21 protein-coding genes are annotated in these 22,606 nt (G+C 71.3%); 9 read left to right on the top strand and 12 right to left on the bottom strand.

What is annotated here, in order from left to right; translation table 11 throughout:
* Positions 1–13: 13 nt before the first annotated feature.
* The gene (locus tag ACH4TP_RS04480; RefSeq protein ID WP_398435610.1) at positions 14–880 is read left to right on the top strand and encodes an SDR family oxidoreductase; all 867 of its coding nucleotides are present in this window, start codon (positions 14–16) and stop codon (positions 878–880) included.
* A 153-nt stretch (positions 881–1,033) separates the two neighbouring features.
* Positions 1,034–2,020 (top strand): EamA family transporter RarD, encoded by a 987-nt coding sequence (gene rarD, locus ACH4TP_RS04485; protein WP_398435789.1) that lies wholly within the window; start codon positions 1,034–1,036, stop codon positions 2,018–2,020.
* A gap of 153 nt (positions 2,021–2,173) precedes the next feature.
* Here rarD and ACH4TP_RS04490 read toward each other — a convergent pair whose 3' ends face one another.
* On the bottom strand, positions 2,174–2,491 hold the full coding sequence (locus tag ACH4TP_RS04490) for a DUF6401 family natural product biosynthesis protein (protein ID WP_389221046.1): 318 nt from the start codon (positions 2,489–2,491) through the stop codon (positions 2,174–2,176).
* A 127-nt stretch (positions 2,492–2,618) separates the two neighbouring features.
* Here ACH4TP_RS04490 and ACH4TP_RS04495 point away from each other — a divergent pair, with 127 nt between their 5' ends.
* On the top strand, positions 2,619–3,266 hold the full coding sequence (locus ACH4TP_RS04495) for a DUF4291 domain-containing protein (RefSeq protein ID WP_398184045.1): 648 nt from the start codon (positions 2,619–2,621) through the stop codon (positions 3,264–3,266).
* Here ACH4TP_RS04495 and ACH4TP_RS04500 read toward each other — a convergent pair.
* From ACH4TP_RS04500 to ACH4TP_RS04515, 4 genes are all read right to left on the bottom strand, one after another.
* Positions 3,215–3,862: an NADPH-dependent F420 reductase gene (locus ACH4TP_RS04500; RefSeq protein WP_398435612.1), complete on the bottom strand. Its 648-nt coding sequence runs from the start codon at positions 3,860–3,862 to the stop codon at positions 3,215–3,217. The two genes, ACH4TP_RS04495 and ACH4TP_RS04500, sit on opposite strands and share 52 nt — an antisense overlap.
* 46 nt (positions 3,863–3,908) lie before the next feature.
* Positions 3,909–4,043, bottom strand: a complete 135-nt coding sequence (locus ACH4TP_RS04505; RefSeq protein ID WP_389221054.1) for a CGNR zinc finger domain-containing protein — start codon at positions 4,041–4,043, stop codon at positions 3,909–3,911.
* 237 nt (positions 4,044–4,280) lie between these two features.
* Positions 4,281–4,472, bottom strand: a complete 192-nt coding sequence (locus ACH4TP_RS04510) for a DUF397 domain-containing protein (RefSeq protein WP_398435614.1) — start codon at positions 4,470–4,472, stop codon at positions 4,281–4,283.
* Positions 4,469–5,335, bottom strand: a complete 867-nt coding sequence (locus tag ACH4TP_RS04515) for a Scr1 family TA system antitoxin-like transcriptional regulator (RefSeq protein WP_398184036.1) — start codon at positions 5,333–5,335, stop codon at positions 4,469–4,471. Before ACH4TP_RS04515 ends, ACH4TP_RS04510 begins: the two co-directional genes overlap by 4 nt.
* A 142-nt stretch (positions 5,336–5,477) precedes the next feature.
* On the opposite strand from ACH4TP_RS04515, the gene ACH4TP_RS04520 reads away from it, so the two are divergent.
* Both ACH4TP_RS04520 and ACH4TP_RS04525 read left to right on the top strand, forming a co-directional pair.
* On the top strand, positions 5,478–5,873 hold the full coding sequence (locus tag ACH4TP_RS04520) for an ATP-binding protein (RefSeq protein ID WP_398435616.1): 396 nt from the start codon (positions 5,478–5,480) through the stop codon (positions 5,871–5,873).
* 257 nt (positions 5,874–6,130) lie between these two features.
* Complete coding sequence (locus ACH4TP_RS04525) at positions 6,131–6,979, top strand: helix-turn-helix domain-containing protein (RefSeq protein WP_398435618.1); 849 nt, start codon at positions 6,131–6,133, stop codon at positions 6,977–6,979.
* Between the two features lie 66 nt (positions 6,980–7,045).
* On the opposite strand, the gene ACH4TP_RS04530 is transcribed toward ACH4TP_RS04525, so the two are convergent.
* Positions 7,046–7,441, bottom strand: coding sequence for a hypothetical protein (locus ACH4TP_RS04530; protein ID WP_398435620.1), 396 nt, complete (start codon positions 7,439–7,441; stop codon positions 7,046–7,048).
* A 293-nt stretch (positions 7,442–7,734) separates the two neighbouring features.
* Between ACH4TP_RS04530 and ACH4TP_RS04535 the strand changes: the two genes are divergently transcribed.
* Positions 7,735–9,045: a M28 family metallopeptidase gene (locus ACH4TP_RS04535; protein WP_398435621.1), complete on the top strand. Its 1,311-nt coding sequence runs from the start codon at positions 7,735–7,737 to the stop codon at positions 9,043–9,045.
* 67 nt (positions 9,046–9,112) lie between these two features.
* On the opposite strand, the gene ACH4TP_RS04540 is transcribed toward ACH4TP_RS04535, so the two are convergent.
* Both ACH4TP_RS04540 and ACH4TP_RS04545 read right to left on the bottom strand, forming a co-directional pair.
* Positions 9,113–10,321, bottom strand: a complete 1,209-nt coding sequence (locus tag ACH4TP_RS04540) for an outer membrane lipoprotein carrier protein LolA (RefSeq protein WP_398435623.1) — start codon at positions 10,319–10,321, stop codon at positions 9,113–9,115.
* Positions 10,322–10,471: 150 nt separating this feature from the next.
* Entirely contained in the window at positions 10,472–11,482 is a 1,011-nt protein-coding gene (locus ACH4TP_RS04545; protein ID WP_389221077.1) for a polyprenyl synthetase family protein, read from the bottom strand.
* Positions 11,483–11,693: 211 nt separating this feature from the next.
* Between ACH4TP_RS04545 and ACH4TP_RS04550 the strand changes: the two genes are divergently transcribed.
* The gene (locus ACH4TP_RS04550) at positions 11,694–13,691 is read left to right on the top strand and encodes a CocE/NonD family hydrolase (protein WP_398435625.1); all 1,998 of its coding nucleotides are present in this window, start codon (positions 11,694–11,696) and stop codon (positions 13,689–13,691) included.
* Between the two features lie 30 nt (positions 13,692–13,721).
* On the opposite strand, the gene ACH4TP_RS04555 is transcribed toward ACH4TP_RS04550, so the two are convergent.
* The gene (locus tag ACH4TP_RS04555) at positions 13,722–15,056 is read right to left on the bottom strand and encodes a peptidase (protein WP_398435627.1); all 1,335 of its coding nucleotides are present in this window, start codon (positions 15,054–15,056) and stop codon (positions 13,722–13,724) included.
* A gap of 292 nt (positions 15,057–15,348) precedes the next feature.
* Here ACH4TP_RS04555 and fahA point away from each other — a divergent pair, with 292 nt between their 5' ends.
* Complete coding sequence (fahA, locus tag ACH4TP_RS04560) at positions 15,349–16,575, top strand: fumarylacetoacetase (protein ID WP_389221085.1); 1,227 nt, start codon at positions 15,349–15,351, stop codon at positions 16,573–16,575.
* A 138-nt stretch (positions 16,576–16,713) separates the two neighbouring features.
* Positions 16,714–17,418 carry a DUF6445 family protein gene (locus ACH4TP_RS04565; RefSeq protein WP_389221088.1) on the top strand — a complete coding sequence of 235 codons (705 nt, stop codon included), beginning with the start codon at positions 16,714–16,716 and terminating at the stop codon, positions 17,416–17,418.
* A 66-nt stretch (positions 17,419–17,484) separates the two neighbouring features.
* Here the strand turns inward: ACH4TP_RS04565 and nuoN are convergent, their stop codons facing one another.
* From nuoN to nuoL, 3 genes are read right to left on the bottom strand one after another with little or no spacing between them, the layout of a single operon-like run.
* A complete protein-coding gene (gene nuoN, locus ACH4TP_RS04570) occupies positions 17,485–19,134 on the bottom strand; it encodes an NADH-quinone oxidoreductase subunit NuoN (protein ID WP_398435629.1) in 1,650 nt (549 codons plus the stop codon).
* On the bottom strand, positions 19,131–20,705 hold the full coding sequence (locus ACH4TP_RS04575) for an NADH-quinone oxidoreductase subunit M (RefSeq protein WP_398435631.1): 1,575 nt from the start codon (positions 20,703–20,705) through the stop codon (positions 19,131–19,133). Before ACH4TP_RS04575 ends, nuoN begins: the two co-directional genes overlap by 4 nt.
* Before the next feature lie 5 nt (positions 20,706–20,710).
* On the bottom strand, positions 20,711–22,603 hold the full coding sequence (gene nuoL, locus ACH4TP_RS04580) for an NADH-quinone oxidoreductase subunit L (protein ID WP_398184007.1): 1,893 nt from the start codon (positions 22,601–22,603) through the stop codon (positions 20,711–20,713).
* Between the last annotated feature and the right edge of the window lie 3 nt (positions 22,604–22,606).

The following is a 22,606-nucleotide window of genomic DNA, read 5'->3' on the forward strand; positions in this document are numbered from 1 at the left end:
AGAAGGAAGCACCATGAGCATCGTCGTCACCGGAGCCACCGGACAGCTCGGCCGTCTCGTCGTCGACGCCCTCCTCGACACCGTCCCGGCCGAGTCCGTCGTCGCCGTCGTCCGCGACAAGGCCAAGGCCGCCGACCTCGCCGAGCGCGGCGTCGAGCTGCGGATCGCCGACTACAGCCGTCCGGAGACCCTGGCGGAGGCCTTCGAGGCCGGTGACCGGGTGCTGCTGATCTCGGGCAGCGAGGTCGGGCAGCGCGTCCCCCAGCACCGCGCGGTGATCGACGCGGCGAAGGCGGCGGGCGTGGCCCAGCTCGCGTACACCGGCATCCTCGGCGGCCCGGAGGCCGACTTCACGCTCGCCGACGAGCACAAGGCGACCGAGGAGCTGATCCTCGCGTCCGGCCTGCCGTACACCTTCCTGCGCAACGGCTGGTACTCCGAGAACTACACCGCCAACCTCGCCCCGGTCCTGGCCCACGGCGCCGTCGTCGCCAGCGCCGGCGAGGGCCGCGTCGCCTCCGCCGCCCGCGCCGACTACGCCGCCGCCGCGGCCGCCGTCCTGACCGGCCCGGCCGAGGAGCACCTGAACAAGACGTACGAGCTGAGCGGCGACACCGCCTGGTCCTTCGCCGAGTACGCGGCCGAGGTCGGCGCCCAGACCGGCCGGGAGATCGCGTACAACGCCGTCCCCGGCGCGGTCCACCTGGAGATCCTCACCGGCGCCGGGGTCCCGGCCCCCTTCGCCGAGATCCTCGTCGACGTCGACCGGGCCGTCGCGCTCGGCGCGCTCGCCCTCCGGACGGGCGACCTGGCACGGCTGATCGGCCGCCCGACCACCCCGGTCGCCGAGTCGATCAAGGAAGCGCTGGCCGCCTCGTAACACTGTCATGACCGTATGCCGGAACGGGCATGACAACCCGCCCCGTGCGGCGCTACCTTCGACAGGACAGCGCGTCACAGGGCGGGAGGTCCGGTGAAGACGGAGCAGAACGAAGGTCGAGCAGGATTGCTCTACGGGATCGGCGCCTACGGCATGTGGGGGCTGGTCCCGCTCTTCTGGCCCCTCCTCAAGCCCGCCGACGCGATCGAGATCCTCGCCCACCGGATGGTGTGGTCGCTGCTCTTCGTCGCCGTCGCGCTGCTCGCGCTGCGCCGCTGGAGCTGGCTACCCGAGCTGCTCCGCAGCCCGCGCAAGCTCGGCCTGATCGCCCTGGCCGCCGCCGTCATCACCGTGAACTGGGGCCTCTACATCTGGTCCGTGAACACGGGCCACGTCGTCGAGGCCTCCCTCGGGTACTTCATCAACCCGCTCGTCACCATCGCCCTCGGCGTCCTCGTCCTGAAGGAGCGGCTGCGCCCCGCGCAGTGGACGGCGGTCGGCATCGGCCTCTTCGCCGTGGTCGTCCTGGCGGTCGGCGCCGGGCGGCCGCCGTGGATCTCGCTCACCCTCGCCTTCTCCTTCGCGCTCTACGGCCTGGTGAAGAAGAAGGTCAACATCGGCGGCCTGGAGTCGCTCGCCGCCGAGACCGCCGTCCAGTTCCTGCCCGCCCTCGCCTACCTCGTCTGGCTCGGCACCCGGGGCACCCTGGCCTTCGGCCACCACGGCGCCGGGCACACGGCGCTGCTCGCCGCGACCGGCATCGTCACGGCGGCGCCCCTGATCTGCTTCGGGGCGGCGGCGATCCGCGTCCCGCTGTCGACGCTCGGACTCCTCCAGTACCTCGCGCCGGTCTTCCAGTTCCTCCTGGGCGTCGTCTACTTCCACGAGGCGATGCCGGCGGAGCGCTGGGTGGGCTTCTCCCTCGTCTGGCTGGCCCTGACGATCCTCACCTGGGACGCCCTCCGGACGGCCCGCGGGAGCCGCGCCGCGGTCGAGGCGGCCGCCGCCGCGGCCCGCACGGAGACCGCGGACCCCTCCGGCACCGCCGACCGCACGGAGACCGCCCCCGCAAGCGGACACACCGGCGGGGAGAGCGGGACCACACCGGCTTCGACCCCATCGGCCCGGCCCCGGAGCTGACCGGAGGCGGGGGGGCACACGCGCGTAGTCGTGTCGGGAGTCCGGGCCCCGGACCCACGGGGCCTCTCCCCCAGGCGGCGCGGGAGCGGACGGAACGCCGCCCCGGCAAGGAGCCCGTGTGACCGTCACGCGTCCGACAGATCGCGCCGACCGTCACGCGTCCAGCAGGTCGTGCTCCCGGATCAGCCAGCAGACCGCCGTCAGGCGCAGGGTCGCGAAGTCGTGGCCGACGGGTTCGGTCCAGTCGACCTCGGAGAGCCGGTCGGTGAACCCGAGGACGTAGTCGGCGAGGTCCTCCCGGCGCACGGTCCGGACCTCCGGGCCCCGCTGGGCCGGGATCAGCGCGTCGCACACGGCCGCCGCATGCTGGTCGACGGCGGCCACGAGCCCCGGCTCGAAGGAGAACTCCGAGAGCCGGGCCATGTACGTGGCGACCACGTCGATCAGCGGGCTGCCGGGCGAATCGTTCATCCCTTCACATTAAGTGCGTACCAGGGCGTTCGGACCGTGACTTCGGTCGCATCTTCCGGGAGGCCGCGGGGGCGTCCTGGGAAAAACCGGTGGCCCGCCCGAGGGCGGCCCCCGCACCCTGGGGCGCATGGAAGAACCGAAGTACCGGATCCGCGCGCTCCACACCGAGGACACCGTCACCGTCTACCAGGCCTACCGGCCCGGGATCGGCCTCCCCGCCGCCCGCGACGGCCGCTTCCCGGCCGCCTGGAAGCGGGACCGGATGACCTGGATCAAGCCGTCGTTCCTGTGGATGATGTACCGCTGCGGCTGGGGCGAGAAGGAGGGCCAGGAGACCGTCCTCGCCGTGGAGATCACCCGCGAGGGCTTCGAGTGGGCCCTGCGGAACGCCTGCCTCTCCCACTACAAGACCGGCTTCCACCCCGACCAGGCCTCCTGGAAGCGGCAGTTGCGCCAGGCCCCGGCCCGGGTCCAGTGGGACCCGGAGCGCGACCTGCGCCTGAGCCCCCTCCCGCACCGCTCGCTTCAGCTCGGCCTGGCGGGCGAGGCGTCCCGCCGGTACGCGGACGAGTGGACGGTCTCGATCACCGACGTGACGGCGCTCGCCCACGAGGTCCACGGCCTGGTCCGGGCGGGCGACCTGGAGGCCGCCGCCCGGCTGCTCCCCCAGGAGAGGCCCTACCCGGAGCCGGAAGGCCTCCTGGACCACCTGCGGGATCGGGCTCAGGCCCCCACGACGCCGAAGTTGAAGTCCCCGGTGCCGAGCACCCCGTAGAGCCGCAGCCACAGCGGCATCAGCTGCTCCGTGGCGCGGGCGCTCGACAGGTCACCGAGGTCGATGATCCGGTCGGCCGCCCACCCGAAGGAGGCGAGCAGCTCCGCCACCACGGCCTTCGCGTCCGCGTCGTCACCGCTCAGGAAGACGTTGTGGTGCCCCGGGACCCGGCCGGGCTCCACCATGACGGTGTTGGTCATGGTGTTGAGCGTCTTGACGACCCGCGCCTCCGGAAAGGCCTCCTGGAGGTGCTCGGCGACGCTCCTGCCGTCGGGCAGTCCGACCTTGGGCGGGAACCCCTCCGAGAAGTCCAGCGCGTTGGACACGTCGATCAGCACCTTGCCCCGCAGGTTCTCGGCACCCGCCGCCTCCAGGGCGGCCAGCGAGACGAGCCCGCCGGTCGCGTTGACGACCAGCTCGGCCGGCCCCGCCGCATCGGCGAAGGTCCCGTGCGTCCCGCCGCTCTCCCCCGCCCACTTCGCGGCGTCGGCGTTGTCCGCGGTCCGGGACCCCAGCGCCACCTCGTGCCCGAGCGAGACCAACTTCGTGGCGAGCCGCTGCCCGACCTCACCCGTTCCCAGTACGGCGATCTTCATGTGCGTGCGCTCCTTCAGAAGGGGAGGACTGACCGGGAGGCCGACCCTATGACGTACGAGCTCGGTGTTCCCGCACTTTGCCGCGGATGTCCCAGCGGTCCGTCGAGCACCGACTGCGGCGCCCGGGGCGGGAGGTGTCGGCAAACGGCAACACGCGGTCGTCGGCGCCGCATTCCCGCATCCGGCCGGTGGACCTCTGACTGCTCGTCGAGAGCGGTACGGGTGACCTCGACGGACTCGACGGCTTACCGGGGCCCGTTCCACACGAGCCGCCACTCACCGGCCTCGGCGGCGCGCTGCTCCTCCGCCTCGATCTCAGCGCGCCGGCCCGCCATCTCCTCGGGCAGCTCGACGTCCCCGTCGAGCTGCCCGGACGCGCACGGACTCGGCGAAGCCGCGCAGGCCAGCCCCGGAGCCCCTACTCGCCGGAGGCGTACGCGACGAACCCGACCCAGGCGCCCGGGCCGAAGGCGAGACGGGCGCCCTCGGCGTCCTTGGAGTCACGGACGTGGACGGTGCCGGGGACGGTGGCGACCTCGACGCAGTCGTTGCCGTTGCTGCTGCTGCTGTAGCTGCTCTTGAACCAGTCCAGCTCGGGGTTGCCGATCATGTCTCTCCCAGCAGTTGTTCGATGAAGTCCCGGGACTCCGCAGGAGTGAGGGCCTTGGAGCGGATGATGCCATAGCGAAGGTCCAAGATCCGGAGCCGCTTGAGGTCGGAGACCGGACGACCGTTGAAGTCGCCGTCGCTGCGTCCCACGCTGGTGCCGTCCCCGAACTTGAGGATCTCGATCAGCCCGGCCGTCCCGGGGTGATCGGCGCGCTCGGTCGGCATCACCTGGATCTCGACGTTGGGCAAATCGCCCACCTCCAGCAGACGTTCGAGCTGACGGCGAAGTACCATCTTGCCCCCAATCGGCCGCTTCAGCGTCGCTTCTTCCTGGATGAAGCTGAACTCGGGCCCCGGCCCCTTCTCCAGGACCTCCGTACGCCGCACACGTGCCGTCACGTACCGCTCCAGCTCCGCCGGTCCGTACGCCGGGCGCCACGTGCGGAGCAGCGCACGCGCGAACTCCTCGGTCTGCAGCAGGCCGTGGATGTTCGAGTTGGAGTAAAGGCTGAATTCGACTGCCCGTGCCTCCAGCTTCGCCAGGCTCCGCACCTGCTTCGGGTACCGAACCTCCTCCACGTCCCTCTTCATCGCCGAGATGAGCCCGCCGGCCCCCACCACGCCGTCCACCTTGTCCAGGTACTCCGGGCGCGGGATACGGACCCCGCGTTCGACCTTGCGGATCAGGTCCTCGCCGTAACCGATCAGCGCGCCGAACTCGACCGCGCTCAGCCCCTTGGCCTCTCTCCAGAGCTTGATCTGACGTCCGACGGCGGCGACCACCGCCGCACCCGACTCGTCCCCCGGCTCCACCTCCCAGCCCGCGTCCTCTGTCCCCGTGCCGTCCACCTCGTCCACGCTCATGCGTGCCCACCTCCTTCGGCAGAGCCCTTCCCGGAGCGCCGCGCGGGACAGTCGGGACAGGGCCGGACAGACGCGGGACAGTAACCGTACGTAAGGGCGTGTTCGGTGGGCAGCGTAGGCACGTGCCACCACCCTGGGTGACATGAACGAAGAAAACATCCAACTCGTGGCGTCCGTACGCCAATTCGGAATCCAGCTCTCCGCAACCCCTCGCGGGGCGCGGCTCGCCCGGTTGCTCGCCGTCGAGCAGCTGCGGTCCTGGGAACTGGAGTACGTGGCCCGGCCGGCCGCCCACGTCGTCGCCGAGCTCGCGGCGAACGCCGTGACGCACGGTCGCGTGCCGGGGCGGGACTTCCGGCTCGCGATGTCCGCCGCCGAGGGCACCCTCCGTATCGAGGTGACCGATACGCGGGGTGACCGGCTGCCCGTCGCGACCGGGCGCGGGCTGCTGATCGTGGAGGTGCTCGCGGAGCGCTGGGGCGTGCAGCCCGGACCCGTACCGCGCAAGACGGTGTGGGCGGAACTGGCCCTGTCGTAGCCGCCCGCGACGCGGATGTCCGCGTCGCGGTCAGGTGCGACGTAAAGGCGTAAGCCGGGGGGAATGACCTACCTCACCCCACCAGCCTCCCCGCAGGCCGCCCGTCACTCACACAGGTGAATTGGGTCAACTGGGCTGGATTTGCGGCTGGTTGCCTGGCATATGCTCACCGCGACAACTCCAGCAACATGTCGGCCCCCGACCGGAACGCGAATCCTGATCGAGGGCCTGACCACCGAGGAAGTAAGCCCTTCCTGATGGCTTCCAAGCAGCCTAGCGCGCCCCTGGGCGCCTCCGGGCTCATTCACGTCAACGTCCGGCACGACACCCACTACGTGGTGACCGGCAACCACCTCGCCCAGCACCGCGAGCTCACGCTGCAGGCGAAGGGGCTCGCCCTCTACATCCAGTCGCTTCCTGCCGGGGCCCCGGTCGGGATCAAGGCGATTGCGGCCAGGCATCGCAACAGCGAGCTGGTCGTCGCCCGCGCCATGCGGGAGCTGGAGGCCTGCGGGTATCTGAAGCGGACCAGGGAGCGGCTGCCGGACGGCCGGTTCGTGCACCGTACGGTCTCGTACAACCGTCCGGGGGCTGAGCCGAAGCCCGGACGGAGGACGGCGCCGCCTGAACCGCAGGCATCGCAGGCGCCGCCTGAACCGCAGGCACCGCCGGAACCGCAAGCGCCGCCGGAACTGCCCGCACCCAAAACCCCGCCGCCGCCTCCCCTGCCGCTCGCGGAGCGCCACCGGGCCGCCGCCGAGTTGCTTGCCGGGCTGCGGGTGCACGATCCCCGGCTGCTGCTGTCGGAGCGTGACGTGCACCGCCTGGCCCCGGAGGTCACCGCCTGGCTCGACCGGGGGACGCACCCGGACGCCGTCCGCCGCACGCTCTGCGCGGGTCTCCCCGAGAAGCTCGCCCACCCGGCAGGTCTGCTCGCCCACCGGCTGAGGACCCTGCTGCCGCCACCGCTGCCCACTGCGCCGCCCCCGGCATCCGCGCCGGGTCCCCGCTTCATCGAGTGCGCCGACTGCGGTCGCCCCTTCCCGCCGCCGACCCCCGACGGCCTGTGCACCGAATGCCGCGAGACCGCGAGAGCCGCCGCCTGAAGCCGGACGGGTGCCCACACGCGTCGCGGTCGCCCGGCCTGCCCGGTGCGGCGACGCGTGGGCATCTCAGCCGGTGCGTCGGTTCTCGGAGAGGAGCCACATCCAGCGTCGGCGCTCCGTGACGACCGTCGCGGCGGCCAGTCCGGTCACGGGCGCGGCCGCCCAGGCGGGCCAGGCGAGCCAGGAAGCCGTCACGGCGGCGAACAGCTGGAGCAGCACCAGCAGGATCGTGGCCCAGCCGGGCACCGCGACGATCACATGGGCTTTGTCCCCCGGGGTGGAGAAGAGGGTCGGAAGACCGATCAGGACCACCACGGACAGGGCGGCGAGCAGCCACGAGTGCGCGGCCAGGGCCCAGGGGGTCGCCACCCATGCGACGAGCTCCGTGGCGAACCGCAGGGCGGACGCGGTGCGGTCGTCGGGTCGTCCTGAGTCCGTTGCTCCGCCGGCGATGTCTGTCACGTGCGGACGATGCCATGCCGGGCGACCAGATGAAAGGGGTGGGAGCGCGGACCGTCCACGGCACCACGCGCAGGTCCTGCGCCGCCCACCGGACTGTTCGCTGAGCGAACGCCCCTGACCGGTTTCCGCTCTTGACGTGAAGTCAAATTCTCACTGAACATTCAGCACGCGTGACCGAACAGCCGCACAACTGAACAACCGCGCACCCGCACAGCTCCAACGCCTCGTGGCACCGCCGCCCGGGGCGTCTCGCACGTTCCGTCCCATCCCCGTTCGGAATCCGGAGCCCCCACATGAACATCTCCGTGCCCAGACGCGTCACCGCGGCCGCCGCACTCGCGGCACTCGCGCTCGCCGGACTGACCGGCACCAGCGCCGCTGCCGGCCAGACGGCGGCCGTGACGCCGCCCGACATCCCGCTCGCCAACGTCAAGCAGCACTTGACGGACCTCCAGTCGATCGCCACCGCCAACGGCGGCAACCGGGCCCACGGCCGTACCGGCTACAAGGCGTCGATCGACTTCGTGAAGGCGAAGCTGGACGCCGCCGGCTACACGACCACCCTGCAGACCTTCACCTCCAGCGGCGCCACCGGCTACAACCTGATAGCCGACTGGCCGGGCGGCGACCCGAGCCAGGTGCTCATGACCGGCGCGCACCTCGACTCGGTCACCGCGGGTCCCGGCATCAACGACAACGGCTCGGGATCGGCCGCGATCCTGGAGACCGCGCTCGCCGTCTCCCGCGCCCAGCTCCAGCCGACGAAGCACCTGCGGTTCGCCTGGTGGGGCGCCGAGGAGCTCGGGCTCGTCGGCTCGCAGTACTACGTCAACAACCTTCCCTCGACCGAGCGTTCGAAGATCAGCGGCTATCTGAACTTCGACATGATCGGCTCGCCGAACCCGGGCTACTTCGTCTACGACGACGACCCGACCCTTGAGCAGACCTTCAAGGACTACTTCACCGGGCTCGGCATCCCCACCGAGATCGAGACCGAGGGCGACGGCCGCTCCGACCACGCGCCCTTCAAGAACGTGGGCATCCCGGTCGGCGGGCTCTTCTCCGGTGCCGACTACATCAAGACGGCGGCGCAGGCGCAGAAGTGGGGCGGCACGTCCGGCCAGGCCTTCGACCGCTGCTACCACGCGTCCTGCGACACCTCGGCGAACATCAACGACACGGCCCTGGACCGGAACTCGGACGCCATCGCGTACGCGGTCTGGAACCTGTCCACCGGGACGACCCCGCCGGCCGGCACGGTCTTCGGCAACGACACGGACGTCGCCATCCCGGACTCCCCGGGAGCCGCGGTGACCTCCTCGGTGACCGTCTCCGGCATCACGGGGAACGCGCCCTCGACGCTGAAGGTCGGTGTGAACATCGTCCACACCTACATCGGTGACCTCGTCGTCGACCTCATCGCCCCCGACGGCTCGGTCTACAACCTGTCCAACCGGGCGGGCGGCAGCACCGACAACATCAACACCACCTACACCGTGAACGCCTCCACCGAGGTCGCCAACGGCGTCTGGAAGCTCCGCGTCCAGGACAAGGCCGCGGCCGACACCGGCTACATCAACAGCTTCAAGCTGACGTTCCCGTAACGCCGAGAAGCTCCCGGGCGGGTCGGTGAATTTCGCCCCCGACCCGCCCGGGGTCCCAACTCGGGCCTTACTTGCCGGCGTTCGCCGCGGCCACCAGCGCGTCCTTCGTCACCGCGCCGACGTAGACCTTGCCGTCGTCGGTCATGAGCGCGTTCACCAGCTTCGTCTTGAAGACGGTGCCCGAGCCGAACTTGCCGGTGACCTTGTCGCCGAAGGAGTCCAGGAAGCCCTGGACCTCCTTCGGCGCCTCGTCCGTCTTGGGCGCCGGTCCGCCCATGTCGAGCTTCGCGATCGTCGTCCAGCCCTCGCCGATGACGTTCATGCCCTCGCCGGAGCCCTCGAAGCCCTTCCCGAAGTCCTTGCCGAAGTCCTTCCCGAGGCCGGGGAAGCCGCCCTCGAAGCCCTCCGGCAGGTCACCCGGGACCTTCTCGCCCTTCTCGGCCTTCTCCGCCGCGCCCTCCGTCACCTTCACGCCCTTCGGCGCCTTGAAGGTGAACTCCGAGGCGGCCGGCTTGCCGAAGTCGACCTTCGTGAAGCCCGCGTCGACGACCGGCTTGCCGCCCTCGACGGAGGAGAGCGTGAACTTCAGCGGGGTGCCGTTGGCCGCGTCCACCGCGATCTTCACCGACTCGACCGTCGAACCGGTCTGCTTCGGCTTGATCACCAGCTGGTACGCGTCCCGGCCGGCCACCTTCGCCGTCCCGTCGACCGTGATCGACGTGGTGTCGCCCGCGGCCTTGAGGACCTCGTCGGCGAGCTGCTTCGGCGTGCCGGGGAGCTTCTCGTCCTTCCCGGGGGCACCGGGGCCGCCCGCGCCCTTCTCGTGGAAGGCCTCCTTCGACTTGCTGTCGTAGCCCCAGACGTCGTCGCCGTTGTGGATCAGGCTGTACTCGTCGGAGCCGTCGAGCAGGGTGAGCCGCTGGCGCTCCGGGCCGTCCGCCGCGATGCGCAGGGTGTGGCTGCCCGAGAAGAGCGAGGTGAGCTTCTCGGTCGGGTCGGCCGACGCGGAGCCGCCGTCGCCGCCGCCCAGGCCCCCGAGGCCGGACGCCAGCCCGTCGAGGGCCGGCAGGCCCAGGTCGGTGGAGATCTTGAAGGTGCCGGACAGCGTCTGGGTGTCGGACGCCGCGATCTTCTCGATGAGCTGCTGGGCCGTGATCTCCGGCAGGTCGGGGTCGCCGGACGCCGCGAGCGCCGGGACGAGCCCGATGGTCGCCGCGGCCACTCCTGCCACCGCGACCGGGACGATGAACCGGCTGGCCTTACGGGTCTCTGCCATGGTCTCCGCTACCTCCGTACCGTGCTGCCCCTGTGGTTGATGACTCCATCTCACCAAGAAGGCGGCGCGGAAGCGTCAGACCCCGGGATCAACCTCACGTACTGCTTCGGGATGACCCGACCCTGAGATGACCTAGACCGGTGGGACGACTCAGCCCGCGCGGTGGACCACGGCGTCGCACATCTCCGCCAGGGCCGCCTTCGCGTACCCGTCGGGCAGCGGCGCCAGCATCGCGCGCGCCTCCTCCGCGTACCGCACGGTGTCCCGGCGGGCCTGCTCCAGGGCGGGGTGGGCGCGCAGCCGGCGCAGGGCCTCCGCGTGCCGCTCGTCGTCGGCGAGGCCGCCGTCGATGAGGGCGACGAGCTCCAGGTCCTCCGGGCGCCCGTGGGCGGCCGCGGCGGCCCGCAGGCGGAGGACGGGGAGGGTGGGGATGCCCTCGCGGAGGTCGGTGCCGGGGGTCTTGCCGGACTCGTGGGAGTCGGAGGCGATGTCGAGGACGTCGTCGGCGAGCTGGAAGGCGACGCCGAGCCGCTCGCCGTACTGGGTGAGGATGTCGACGACGCTCTCGTCGGCGCCGGACATCATGGCGCCGAAGCGGCAGGAGACGGCGACGAGGGAGCCGGTCTTGCCACCCAGGACGTCGAGGTAGTGCTCGACGGGGTCGCGGCCGTCCATCGGCCCGGCGGTCTCCAGGATCTGGCCGGTCACGAGCCGTTCGAACGCCTCGGACTGGATGCGCACGGCCTCGGGGCCGAGGTCCGCGAGCGTGTGCGAGGCGCGGGCGAAGAGGAAGTCACCCGTGAGGACGGCGATCGAGTTGCCCCAGCGGGTGTTGGCGCTGTCGACGCCGCGCCGGACGTCGGCCTCGTCCATGACGTCGTCGTGGTAGAGCGTGGCCAGATGGGTGAGCTCGACGACCACGGCGGAGGGCACGACGCCCGGCGCGTAGGGGTCGCCGAACTGGGCGGCGAGCATCACGAGCAGGGGGCGGAACCGCTTCCCCCCGGCCAGGACGAGGTGCTGCGCGGCCTCCGTGATGAAGGGGACGTCACTCTTGGTGGCGTCCAGGAGGCCCGCCTCCACAGCCGCCAGACCGGCCTGGACATCGGCCTCAAGAGCCTGGTCCCGCACGCTGAGGCCGAACGGCCCGACGACGGTCACGAGGGGGTCTCCTGTCTGCTGACGCCTGCTGACGATCACATGGATTGTCGATGTGTCGCTCGATTCACTCAAGCCAGCGTATCCGGTCACCTTTCGATCACCGTGGGCGCCTTCCCGTCACCACCGGTATGTTCGTGATCAGCTGATACGCCCAGGAACGACTGTTCTGTCCCGAACAGCGTTCGCGCACCCCGTCCACCGAGGTTCTGACATGCGCATCCGTACCGACTTCCCGTACGAGACCCGCCACGAGGACCTCCGCATCCCGCTGCCGGACGGCACCGAACTGTACGCGCGCGCGTGGCGGCCGCTCACCGACGAGCCCGTACCGGCCCTCCTGGAGTACGAGCCGTTCCGCCTCACCGACTGCACGGCCCCGCGCGACTGGCAGCGCCACCCCTGGTACGCGGGCCACGGCTACGCCTCCGTACGGGTCGACGTCCGCGGCCACGGCAACAGCGGGGGCCTGCCCGGGGACGCGTACGACGCCGTCGAGCTCGCCGACGGGGTCGCCGTCGTGAACTGGCTCGCCGGGCAGGAGTGGTGCACCGGGAAGGTCGGCATGTTCGGCATCGGCCGGGGCGGCGCGAGCGCCCTCCAGGTCGCCGCCCTCGCCCCCGGGCCGCTGGAGGCGGTCGTCTCCGTCTGCGCCACCGACGACCGCTACGACAACGACGTCCACTACATGGGCGGCTCGGTCCTCGGCGCCGGCATGTCCGCCCGGTCCGCCACCCTGCTCGCCTTCGCCGCCCGGCCCCCGGATCCTCAGTACGCGGGCGAGGGGTGGCGCGAGCTGTGGCTGCGGCGCCTGGAGGCCGTCGAACCGCCCGTCCACACCTGGCTCGCCCACCAGACCCGGGACGCGTACTGGAGGCACGGCAGCGTCCGGGAGGACTACGGGGCGGTCCGGGCCGCCGTCCTCGCCGTCGGCGGCTGGCACGACCCGTACCGCGACACCGTCCTGCGGCTCGCCCGGCACCTCCCCCAGGACCGGGTGCGGGGCATCATCGGCCCCTGGTCCCACCAGTACCCCGACCGCGGCCTGCCGCCGGGACCGGCGATCGGCTTCCTCCAGGAGACCCTGCGCTGGTGGGACCACCACCTCAGGGGCGTCGAGAACGACGTGATGGCCGAGCCGCTGCTGCGCTCCTGGATCAGCGACTCGCACCCGCCGGCCACCGTGTACGGGGAGCTGCCCGGCCGCTGGGTCGCCGACCCCTCCTGGCCCTCGCCGCACGTCACCCCCGTCACGTACGCCTTCCAGGGCGCCCCCGTCCTGGTCGACTCGCCCCAGCGGACCGGCCTCGACGCCGGCCGCTTCCTCCCCGTCGGCGGCGAGGCCGACCTGCCGCCCGACCAGCGCGACGAGGACGCCCGCTCGGCCTGCTTCGACTTCCCCGTCCCCGAGGACGGCGGCCCCGTCGAGATCCTGGGCCGGCCCTCCGTGAGCCTCTCCCTGCGCACCTCCGCCCCCACCGGACAGGTGATCGCCCGGCTCTGCGACATCGCCCCGGACGGCTCCTCCACCCTCGTCACCCGGGGCGCCCTGAACCTCTCCGCCCGCTACGGCCGCGACCGGGCCGTGGAGGCGCAGATCGGCGAGACGGAGAGCCTCGTCTTCGAGCTGAACGGCATCGGGCACAGCTTCGCGCCCGGCCACCGGGTGCGGCTCGCGGTCTCCTCCGCGTACTGGCCGTGGATCTGGCCCCAGCCGGACGCGGCCGGCTTCACCCTCGACCCGGCGGGCTCGAACCTCACCCTGCCCGTCCGCGCGCCCGCCGAGGACGCCGTCGGGTGGGAGGAGCCGGAGCAGTCCGCGCCCCTCGGCGTCGCGTACCCGGCCACCCTGGAGGAGCCGCGCCCGGAGCGGGTGGTGGTCCGGGACGTGGCCAGGGGCGAATGGACGCTGGAGGCCGGCCCGGCGTACGGCGGCACGCGCGTGTACCCGGACGGCCTGGAGTACACCGAGGACGCCGTGGAGACCTGCGTGATCGACGAGAGCGGCCCGCTGTCCGCCCGGACCCGCTCGGAGTGGGCGATCCGGCTGCACCGGCCCGAGCTCGCCTGGGACGTCACGGTCGACACCCGCTCGGCGCTCTCCTGCGACGCGGACGCCTTCCTCGCCGAGGACGAGGTGGTGTGCAGGGAGGGCGGCGAGATCGTCTTCCACCGGACCTGGGAAAAGAGGATCCCCCGTACGGCGGGCTGACTTCACGCCGTACGGGGGACCGATCAGGGGTTACGCCTGCGCGTCCGCCTTGCGGCGGCGGGCGACGACCAGCGCGCCGGCGCCCAGGGCGACGGCCCCGGCGGCGGCGTAGCCGAGCGGCAGGGTGTCGTTCGCACCGGTGGCGGCGAGGGTGCCGTTCACGGGGGTGTTGGACGAGCCGCCCTGCTGGGTGGTGTTCGTGTTGCCGCCGGTGGTGGCGGTCGGCGCCGGGGTGGGCGTCGTGGTCTCCGTCGGCTTCGGCTTGTCGCCCTTGCCGGCGGCGAGGATGTCGAAGTTCACGTCCTTGAAGTCGCTGGCGAAGCCGCAGGAGCCGTCGTTGTTCTCGTACTCCCCGTAGCCGAAGAGGGCGCCCTTGCCGGCGGTGGCCTTGGCGTCGACCGTGAGGCGCAGCTTCACGTCGTACGAGGCGCCCTTGTCGAGCTCGCCGACCTCGATGGATTCGGACTTCTCGGTGATCGGCGTCCACTCCAGGACGTCGGCGGAGGACCACTCGACGGGGATGGCGAGCTCGGAGAAGTCCGTGTCCTCGTCGATCTCGTCGCCGGGCGCGGGCAGCCGGATGGCGTTCGCGAAGGCGTTGACGAGGTCCAGCTTGTGGTCGGAGGTGTTGGTGACGTGCATCGAGAAGACCGCGGGCTCACCGGCGGTGACCTTCTTCGGGCCGCTCACCGTCACCTTGAGGGAGGAGTCCTCCTCGCACTCGTCCCCCATGTCCTCGTAGGAGGCGAGCTCTTCCTTGGCGTCGTCGAGCTTCTCCTTGGCGGCCTTCTCCACCTTCTGGGCGAGGGCGAGCACCCGGAACGCCTGGACGTTGGCGTCCTCCAGGGTCTTGGAGGCCTCCTTGGCCTTCGTGTCGGCGGTGGCCTTCGCGGTGGCGGCCTCGTCGGCGGCCGTCTGCGCGGCGGTGACGGCGGCGGCAGCGGCGGCCTTCTCCTCGTCGGTGGCGTCGGGCTTGTCCTTCACGGCCTGCTCGTCCTGCTTCGCCTTGGCGAGCGCCTCGTCGGCGGCGGTCTTCTTGGCGGCGGCCTCGTCGGCGGCCTTCTTCGCGTCGGCGGCCGCGACCTGCAGCGGGTGGTCGGCCTTGTCGAGGGCGTCGATGTCCGCCCGGGCCTTGGCGACGTCGGCGACGGCCTCGTCGTACGCCTTCTGCGCGGCCGCGACGGCGGCCTTCAGGTCCTCCAGCGAGGGCATGTCCTCGTCGAGGTCGCCCGCGTGGGTCACGGGCTTCTGCGAGGGCCCGGAGGTCGGCTTGGTGTCGGCGGACGCGGGCGCGGCCGAGAGGAAGACGACCGGGGTGGTCACGGCGGCGGCCACGGCGGTCGCCAGAATGCGGCGGATCTTCACGTTGCGGACCTTTTCCTGGTCAGAGAAAGAGTGCGAAGAAAGATGGTGGGCGCGCGCCCGCGGCTACTTCACGCGGCACGACACCGCCCTGATCGTATGACTCGGAAGGCTCCCGGGGGAGCCCTGTTTCCGCAGCTCGCGGGGGTGTTCCGGGGCGGCCCGGGACACAAACCGCGCGTATGGGGGCAGTTGCCCACGGAGGCCGCGGTTTCTGTGTGATCCATGTCATCCGCGCCCGGCGGCCCGCCCCGTAACGTGTCCCCCACACACGTGGAAAGCGAGGCACGCACCGATGTCCGAGCACAGCCCGCTCGACCTGGCCGAGGGCGACCCCTTCGGCCCGCACAACCTCCCGTACGGCGTCTTCTCGACCGCCGACGAGCCCGGGCGGCGCCGGCTCGGCGTCCGGATCGGCGGGCACGTCCTGGACGCGGGTGCCGCGGCGCACGCGCTCGGCTCCCCGTACGCGGCGCTGCTCGCGCAGCCGAGCCTCAACCCGCTGCTCGCGGCCGGGCGGACCGCCTGGCGCGACGTCCGGCGGGCGCTGACGGCCTGGGTGACGGTGCCCGCGCACCGGGCCGACATCGAGCCGCTGCTGCACCCGCTGGACGCGGTGACGCTGCACCTGCCGTACGAGGTCGCGGACTACGTCGACTTCTACGCGAGCGAGCACCACGCGACGAACGTCGGGAAGATCTTCCGCCCGGACGGCGACGCGCTCACCCCCAACTGGAAGCACCTGCCGATCGGTTACCACGGCCGCGCGGGCACGGTCGTCGTCTCCGGCACCGATGTCGTCCGCCCCTCCGGGCAGCGCAAGGCGCCGTCGGACCCGGCCCCGGTCTTCGGCCCCTCGGTCAAGCTGGACATCGAGGCGGAGGTCGGCTTCCTCGTCGGCACCCCGTCCGAGCTCGGCAAGCCGGTCCCGCTGGCCGACTTCCGGGAGCACGTCTTCGGTCTGACGCTGCTCAACGACTGGTCGGCGCGGGACGTGCAGGCCTGGGAGTACGTGCCGCTGGGCCCGTTCCTCGGCAAGTCGTTCCAGACCTCGGTGTCGGCGTGGGTGACGCCCCTGGAGGCCCTGGACGCGGCCCGTACGGCCCCGCCCGCGCGGGACCTCCCCGTCCTTCCGTACCTGGACGACGCGGCGGAGGAGGAGCCGGGCGGCTTCGACCTGCGGATCTCGGTGGAGATCAACGGCGAGGTGGTGGCCGAGCCGCCGTTCTCCACCATGTACTGGACGGCGGCCCAGCAGCTCGCCCACATGACGGTGAACGGCGCCTCGCTCCGTACGGGTGACCTGTACGGCTCCGGCACGGTCTCCGGCCCCGAGGTGAACCAGCGCGGCTCGCTCCTGGAGCTCACCTGGAACGGCCGCGACGCCCTCGAACTGCCGGGCGGCAAGCGGACGTTCCTGGAGGACGGCGACGAGGTCGTCCTCACGGCCTGGGCGCCGGGCCCGGACGGCACCCGGGTGGCGCTCGGCGAGGTCCGCGGCCGGATCGTCCCCTCCGCCTGATCACGTGCGCTCACAAGGGGCGCCCCCGCGCGGCGGGGGCGCCCTTCCCGTTTCTTGGGCAGGCGCACACCGACTCTTGTCGGAGACTTGGCCACCGCTTTGGAAGCCCCTTCCCGGGCCCGAACTAGCGTTCCCGGCATGTCTCCGAACCCCCCACATCACCCCTTCCGTCCCCCCTCGCCAGGCGCCGGGCTGCCCGTCCTCCCGTACCGGAAGCCGACGAAGGGCCGCGACTACTGGGTCATCGACGACGTCCTGCCGAACATCGACGAGGTGCGCGCCCGCTGCCTCGCCAAGGACGACTGGGTCCAGGGCGCCCCGGTCAACCCCGAGCCCTGGCCCGGCCAGCGGGCCATGCCGGGCCTGGAGCCGGACGAACTCGCCCGTGTGGAGCGGCTGGTGCGCAAGGCCACCGGCGCCCCGCGGATCTGGGCCGAGAACCCGGAGGGCGCGGGCACCTTCAACCACAACTGCGTCCAGGCCGTCGGCAAGGACGAGTGCGAGCCCCGCCCGCACACCGACTCCCGCAGCCTGTGCCGCTACGCCGCCGTGCTCTACCTCAGCCCGGACACCCCCAAGGACTGCGGCACCAGCTTCTACCGCCAGAACCTGCCCGGCGGCCGGCTCGGCGGCAACCAGGTCCTGGCCCCGCACAACAACCTGGTCGACGCCCTGGGCACCCGCTTCGTCCCCCCGGACTCCTTCACCGAGGACATCCGCGTCCCCCACCGCTACAACCGCCTGCTCCTCTACTCCGCCAACCTCATGCACAGCGCGACGGGCTACTGGGGCACCACCCTGGAGGACAAGCGGATGACCGCCGTCTTCTTCTGGATGGCCTGACCCGGGGACGTACGCGGAAGGGCCCGGCTCGCCCCCGAGCCGGGCCCTTCGCGCGTGCCGCCCGTCCTACCGGACGAACACGCTCGCCTGGTTCGCGAGGTCCAGGAAGTACTGCGGGGCGAGGCCGAGGACCAGGGTGACGACGACGCCCGCGGTGATCGTGAGGCTCGTCAGGGCCGAAGGGACGGCGACCGTGGGGCCGTCCGGCTTCGGCTCGCTGAAGAACATGAGCACGATGACCCGGATGTAGAAGAACGCGGCGATCGCCGAGGAGATCACACCGACCACGACGAGGGCGCCCGCGCCGCCGTCCGCCGCCGCCTTGAAGACCGCGAACTTCCCGGAGAAGCCGGAGGTCAGCGGGATGCCGGCGAAGGCGAGCAGGAAGACCGCGAAGACCGCCGCGACGAGCGGCGAACGGCGGCCGAGCCCGGCCCACTTGGACAGGTGGGTGGCCTCGCCGCCCGCGTCCCGGACCAGGGTGACGACGGCGAAGGCTCCGATCGTCACGAAGGAGTAGGCGCCCAGGTAGAACAGGACGGACGAGATCCCGCTCGGAGTGGCCGCGATGACACCGGCGAGCAGGAAGCCCGCGTGCGCGATCGACGAGTACGCCAGGAGCCGCTTGATGTCGGTCTGGGTGATGGCGACGATCGCGCCGCCCAGCATGGTGACGATGGCGACGCCCCACATGACCGGCCGCCAGTCCCAGGTGAGGCCCGGGAGCACCACGTACAGCAGGCGGAGCAGCGCGCCGAAGGCGGCGACCTTGGTGGCGGCGGCCATGAAGCCGGTGACCGGGGTCGGGGCGCCCTGGTAGACGTCCGGGGTCCACATGTGGAACGGGACGGCGCCGACCTTGAAGAGGAGCCCCATGAGGACCATGGCGAAGCCGATGAGCAGCAGCGCGTCGTTGCCCATGGTGTCGGCGAGCGCCGGGTCGACGGAGCCGATCGAGCCGTCGACGACGCGGGCGATGGTGGCGTACGAGACGGAGCCCGCGTAGCCGTACAGCAGGGCGATCCCGAAGAGCAGGAAGGCCGAGGAGAAGGCGCCGAGCAGGAAGTACTTGACGGCCGCCTCCTGCGACATCAGCCGCTTGCGGCGGGCGACGGCGCAGAGCAGGTACAGCGGGAGGGAGAAGACCTCCAGGGCGACGAAGAGCGTCAGGAGGTCGTTGGCGGCCGGGAAGACCAGCATTCCGGAGATCGCGAAGAGGACGAGCGGGAAGACCTCGGTGGTGGTGAAACCGGCCTTGACGGCGGCCTTCTCCTGGTCGCTGCCGGGGACGGCGGCGGCCTCGGCGGCGAAGGAGTCGACCTTGTGGCCGTGGTCGGCCGGGTCGAGCCTGCGCTCGGCGAAGGTGAAGACCGCCACGATGGAGGCGAGGAGGATGGTGCCCTGGAGGAAGAGGGCGGGTCCGTCGACGGCGACGGCGCCCATGGCCGCGATGTGGGCCTTGGTGGAGCCGTAGCCGCCCGCGGCCAGGCCGACGACGGCGGCGAAGGCGGCGGCGAGCGCCGCGACGGAGAGGAAGACCTGGCTGTGGTAGCGGCCCTTGCGGGGCACGAAGGCCTCGACGAGGACGCTGACGACCGCGGCGCCGAGCACGATGAGAACGGGCGAGAGCTGGGTGTACTCGATGTGCGGTGCCGGGATCTTGGCGATCGGCTCGGCAGCCGTCGTCCACATGCTGTGGACAGCCATGGAACTCACTTGGCCGCCTCCACGTTCTGGGGCTGGGGGTCCTTCTGATGGACGTCGGACATGGTGTGCCGCACGGCCGGGTTGACGACGTCCGTCAGCGGCTTCGGGAAGACCCCGAGGAAGATCAGGACGGCGATCAGCGGCGCGACCACGGCCAGCTCGCGCGCGCGCAGGTCGGGCAGTGCCCGCACCTCCTCCTTCACCGGCCCGGTCATCGTCCGCTGGTACAGGACGAGGGTGTAGAGCGCGGCGAGGACGATGCCGGTGGTGGCGACGATCCCGGCCACCGGATAGCGCTCGAAGGCGCCGACCAGGACCAGGAACTCACTGACGAACGGGGCGAGTCCGGGCAGCGACAGGGTCGCGAGGCCGCCGATCAGGAAGGTGCCGGCGAGCACCGGGGCGACCTTCTGCACGCCGCCGTAGTCGGCGATGAGCCGCGAGCCGCGCCGGGAGATCAGGAAGCCGGCGACGAGCATCAGCGCGGCCGTCGAGACGCCGTGGTTGACCATGTAGAGCGTGGCGCCGGACTGGCCCTGGCTGGTCATCGCGAAGATGCCCAGGATGATGAAGCCGAAGTGCGAGATCGACGCGTAGGCCACCAGGCGCTTGATGTCCCGCTGGCCGACGGCGACCAGCGCGCCGTAGACGATGCTGATGAGGGCGAGGACGACGATCGCGGGGGTGGCCCACTTGCTGGCGTCGGGGAAGAGGCCGAGGCAGAAGCGGAGCATCGCGAAGGTGCCGACCTTGTCGACGACGGCGGTGATGAGGACGGCGACCGGGGTGGTGGCCTCCCCCATCGCGTTCGGCAGCCAGGTGTGCAGCGGCCAGAGCGGCGCCTTCACCGCGAAGGCGAAGAAGAAGCCGAGGAACAGCCACCGCTCGGTGCTGGTGGCCATGTCGAGCGAGCCGTTGGCGCGGGCCTCGGCGATCTCGGTGAGCGAGAAGTTCCCCGCGACCACGTAGAGCCCGATGACGGCGGCCAGCATGATCAGGCCGCCGACGAGGTTGTAGAGCAGGAACTTGACGGCCGCGTACGAGCGCTGGGCCGCCGCGTTCTCGTCGGAGCCGCTGTGGGCGCGGTCGCCGAAGCCGCCGATGAGGAAGTACATCGGGATGAGCATGGCTTCGAACAGGATGTAGAAGAGGAAGACGTCGGTGGCCTCGAAGGAGAGGATCACCATCGCCTCGACCATGAGGATCAGGGCGAAGAAGCCCTGCGTCGGCCGCCACCTCTTCGAGGCGGTCTCCAGCGGGTCGGCGTCGTGCCAGCCGGCCAGGACGATGAACGGGATCAGCAGGGCGGTGAGACCGATGAGCGCGACCCCGATGCCGTCGACGCCGAGCTCGTACCGGACGCCGAAGTCCTTGATCCAGGCGTGGTTCTCGGTGAGCTGGTAGCGGTCGCCGCCCGGTTCGAAGCGGGCGAAGACCACCCCGGCGAGGACGAGCGTGGCGAGCGAGACGAGCAGCGCCAGCCACTTGGCGGCGGTGCGGCGGGCGGCGGGGACGGCGGCGGTGAGGATCGCACCGACCGCCGGCACCGCTGCCGTCGCCGTAAGGAGCGGGAAGGACATGGGAGTTACACCGCCCTCATCAGCAGGGTCGCGGCGATCAGCACCGCCGTACCTCCGAACATGGAGACCGCGTACGTGCGGGCGTAGCCGTTCTGGAGCTTGCGCAGTCGGCCGGAGAGTCCGCCGACGGCGGCCGCGGTGCCGTTGACGACGCCGTCGACCAGGCTGTGGTCGAGGTACACGAGCGAGCGCGTCAGGTGCGTGCCGCCGGTGACGAAGACCGCGTGGTTGAAGTCGTCCTGGAGCAGGTCGCGGCGGGCGGCCCGGGTGAGGAGCGAGCCGCGCGGGGCGACCACCGGGACGGGCCTGCGGCCGTACTGGAGGTACGCGAGGCCGACGCCGATCACCATGACGGCGACGGTGGCGGCGGTGACGGCGGCGGCGCTGATCGGCGCGTGGCCGTGCTCGAAGCCGGTGACGGGCTCCAGCCACTCGACGAACCCGGAGAACTCGAAGACCGCGCCTCCGGCGACCGAGCCGACGGCCAGCAGGATCATCGGGATGACCATGGACTTGGGCGACTCGTGCGGGTGCGGCTCGTGGCCCTCGGCGTCCGGCTGCCAGCGCTTCTCGCCGAAGAAGGTCATCAGCATCACGCGGGTCATGTAGTACGCGGTGATGGCCGCGCCCAGCAGGGTGACCGCGCCGAGGATCCAGCCCTCGGTGCCGCCCTTGGCGAAGGCCGCCTCGATGATCTTGTCCTTGGAGAAGAAGCCGGACAGGCCCGGGAAGCCGATGATCGCGAGGTAGCCGAGGCCGAAGGTGACGAAGGTGACCGGCATGTACTTCCGCAGGCCGCCGTACTTCCGCATGTCGACCTCGTCGTTCATGCCGTGCATGACGGAACCGGCGCCGAGGAAGAGTCCGGCCTTGAAGAAGCCGTGCGTCACCAGGTGCATGATCGCGAAGACGTAGCCGATGGGGCCGAGGCCGGCCGCCAGGATCATGTAGCCGATCTGCGACATCGTCGAACCGGCGAGCGCCTTCTTGATGTCGTCCTTCGCGCAACCGACGATCGCACCGAAGAGGAGCGTGACCGCGCCGACCACGGTGACGACGAGCTGGGCGTCCGGCGCCGCGTTGAAGATGTCGGCGGAGCGCACGATCAGGTACACGCCGGCGGTCACCATCGTGGCCGCGTGGATGAGGGCCGAGACCGGGGTCGGGCCCTCCATCGCGTCCCCGAGCCAGGACTGCAGCGGCACCTGGGCCGACTTGCCGCAGGCGGCGAGGAGCAGCATCAGGCCGATCGCGGTCAGCTTGCCCTCGGAGGCCTGGCCGCTCGCTTCGAGCACCGGGCCGAAGGCGAAGGTGCCGAAGGTGGTGAACATGAGCATGATGGCGATCGACAGGCCCATGTCGCCGACGCGGTTGACGATGAAGGCCTTCTTCGCGGCGGTGGCCGCGCTGGGCTTGTGCTGCCAGAAGCCGATCAGGAGGTACGAGGCGAGGCCGACGCCCTCCCAGCCGAAGTACAGGAGCAGGTAGTTGTCGGCGAGGACGAGCAGGAGCATCGCCGCGACGAACAGGTTGAGGTAGCCGAAGAAGCGGCGGCGGCGCTCGTCGTGCTCCATGTAGCCGATGGAGTAGACGTGGATGAGCGTGCCGACCCCGGTGATCAGCAGGACGAAGGTCATCGACAGCTGGTCGAGCCGGAAGCCCATGTCCGCCTGGAAGGTCCCGACGGGGATCCAGGTGTAGAGCGTCTGGTGCAGGGTCCGGTCGTCGGCGCTCCTGCCGAGCATGTCGGCGAAGAGCGCCAGGCCGATCAGGAAGGAGACGGCCGCGAGCAGCGTCCCGAGCCAGTGCCCGGTCTTGTCGAGCCGCCGCCCGCCGAGCAGCAGGACGGCCGCTCCGAGCAGGGGCGCCCCGATGAGCAGCGCAATGAGATTTTCCACGGT

The organism is Streptomyces sp. NPDC021012 (assembly GCF_044333355.1).
GTDB lineage: Bacteria > Actinomycetota > Actinomycetes > Streptomycetales > Streptomycetaceae > Streptomyces.

Coding starts and splice junctions, on each gene's coding strand:
- ACH4TP_RS04500 (WP_398435612.1), bottom strand. CDS start 3,862: ATGAAGATCGCCGTACTGGGAACGGGTGAGGTCGGGCAGCGGCTCGCC.
- ACH4TP_RS04550 (WP_398435625.1), top strand. CDS start 11,694: ATGCGCATCCGTACCGACTTCCCGTACGAGACCCGCCACGAGGACCTC.
- ACH4TP_RS04565 (WP_389221088.1), top strand. CDS start 16,714: ATGTCTCCGAACCCCCCACATCACCCCTTCCGTCCCCCCTCGCCAGGC.
- fahA (WP_389221085.1), top strand. CDS start 15,349: ATGTCCGAGCACAGCCCGCTCGACCTGGCCGAGGGCGACCCCTTCGGC.
- ACH4TP_RS04520 (WP_398435616.1), top strand. CDS start 5,478: ATGAACGAAGAAAACATCCAACTCGTGGCGTCCGTACGCCAATTCGGA.
- ACH4TP_RS04495 (WP_398184045.1), top strand. CDS start 2,619: ATGGAAGAACCGAAGTACCGGATCCGCGCGCTCCACACCGAGGACACC.
- ACH4TP_RS04480 (WP_398435610.1), top strand. CDS start 14: ATGAGCATCGTCGTCACCGGAGCCACCGGACAGCTCGGCCGTCTCGTC.
- ACH4TP_RS04535 (WP_398435621.1), top strand. CDS start 7,735: ATGAACATCTCCGTGCCCAGACGCGTCACCGCGGCCGCCGCACTCGCG.
- rarD (WP_398435789.1), top strand. CDS start 1,034: ATGTGGGGGCTGGTCCCGCTCTTCTGGCCCCTCCTCAAGCCCGCCGAC.
- ACH4TP_RS04510 (WP_398435614.1), bottom strand. CDS start 4,472: ATGATCGGCAACCCCGAGCTGGACTGGTTCAAGAGCAGCTACAGCAGC.
- ACH4TP_RS04505 (WP_389221054.1), bottom strand. CDS start 4,043: ATGCGGGAATGCGGCGCCGACGACCGCGTGTTGCCGTTTGCCGACACC.
- ACH4TP_RS04540 (WP_398435623.1), bottom strand. CDS start 10,321: ATGGCAGAGACCCGTAAGGCCAGCCGGTTCATCGTCCCGGTCGCGGTG.
- ACH4TP_RS04515 (WP_398184036.1), bottom strand. CDS start 5,335: ATGAGCGTGGACGAGGTGGACGGCACGGGGACAGAGGACGCGGGCTGG.
- ACH4TP_RS04525 (WP_398435618.1), top strand. CDS start 6,131: ATGGCTTCCAAGCAGCCTAGCGCGCCCCTGGGCGCCTCCGGGCTCATT.
- ACH4TP_RS04575 (WP_398435631.1), bottom strand. CDS start 20,705: ATGTCCTTCCCGCTCCTTACGGCGACGGCAGCGGTGCCGGCGGTCGGT.
- ACH4TP_RS04490 (WP_389221046.1), bottom strand. CDS start 2,491: ATGAACGATTCGCCCGGCAGCCCGCTGATCGACGTGGTCGCCACGTAC.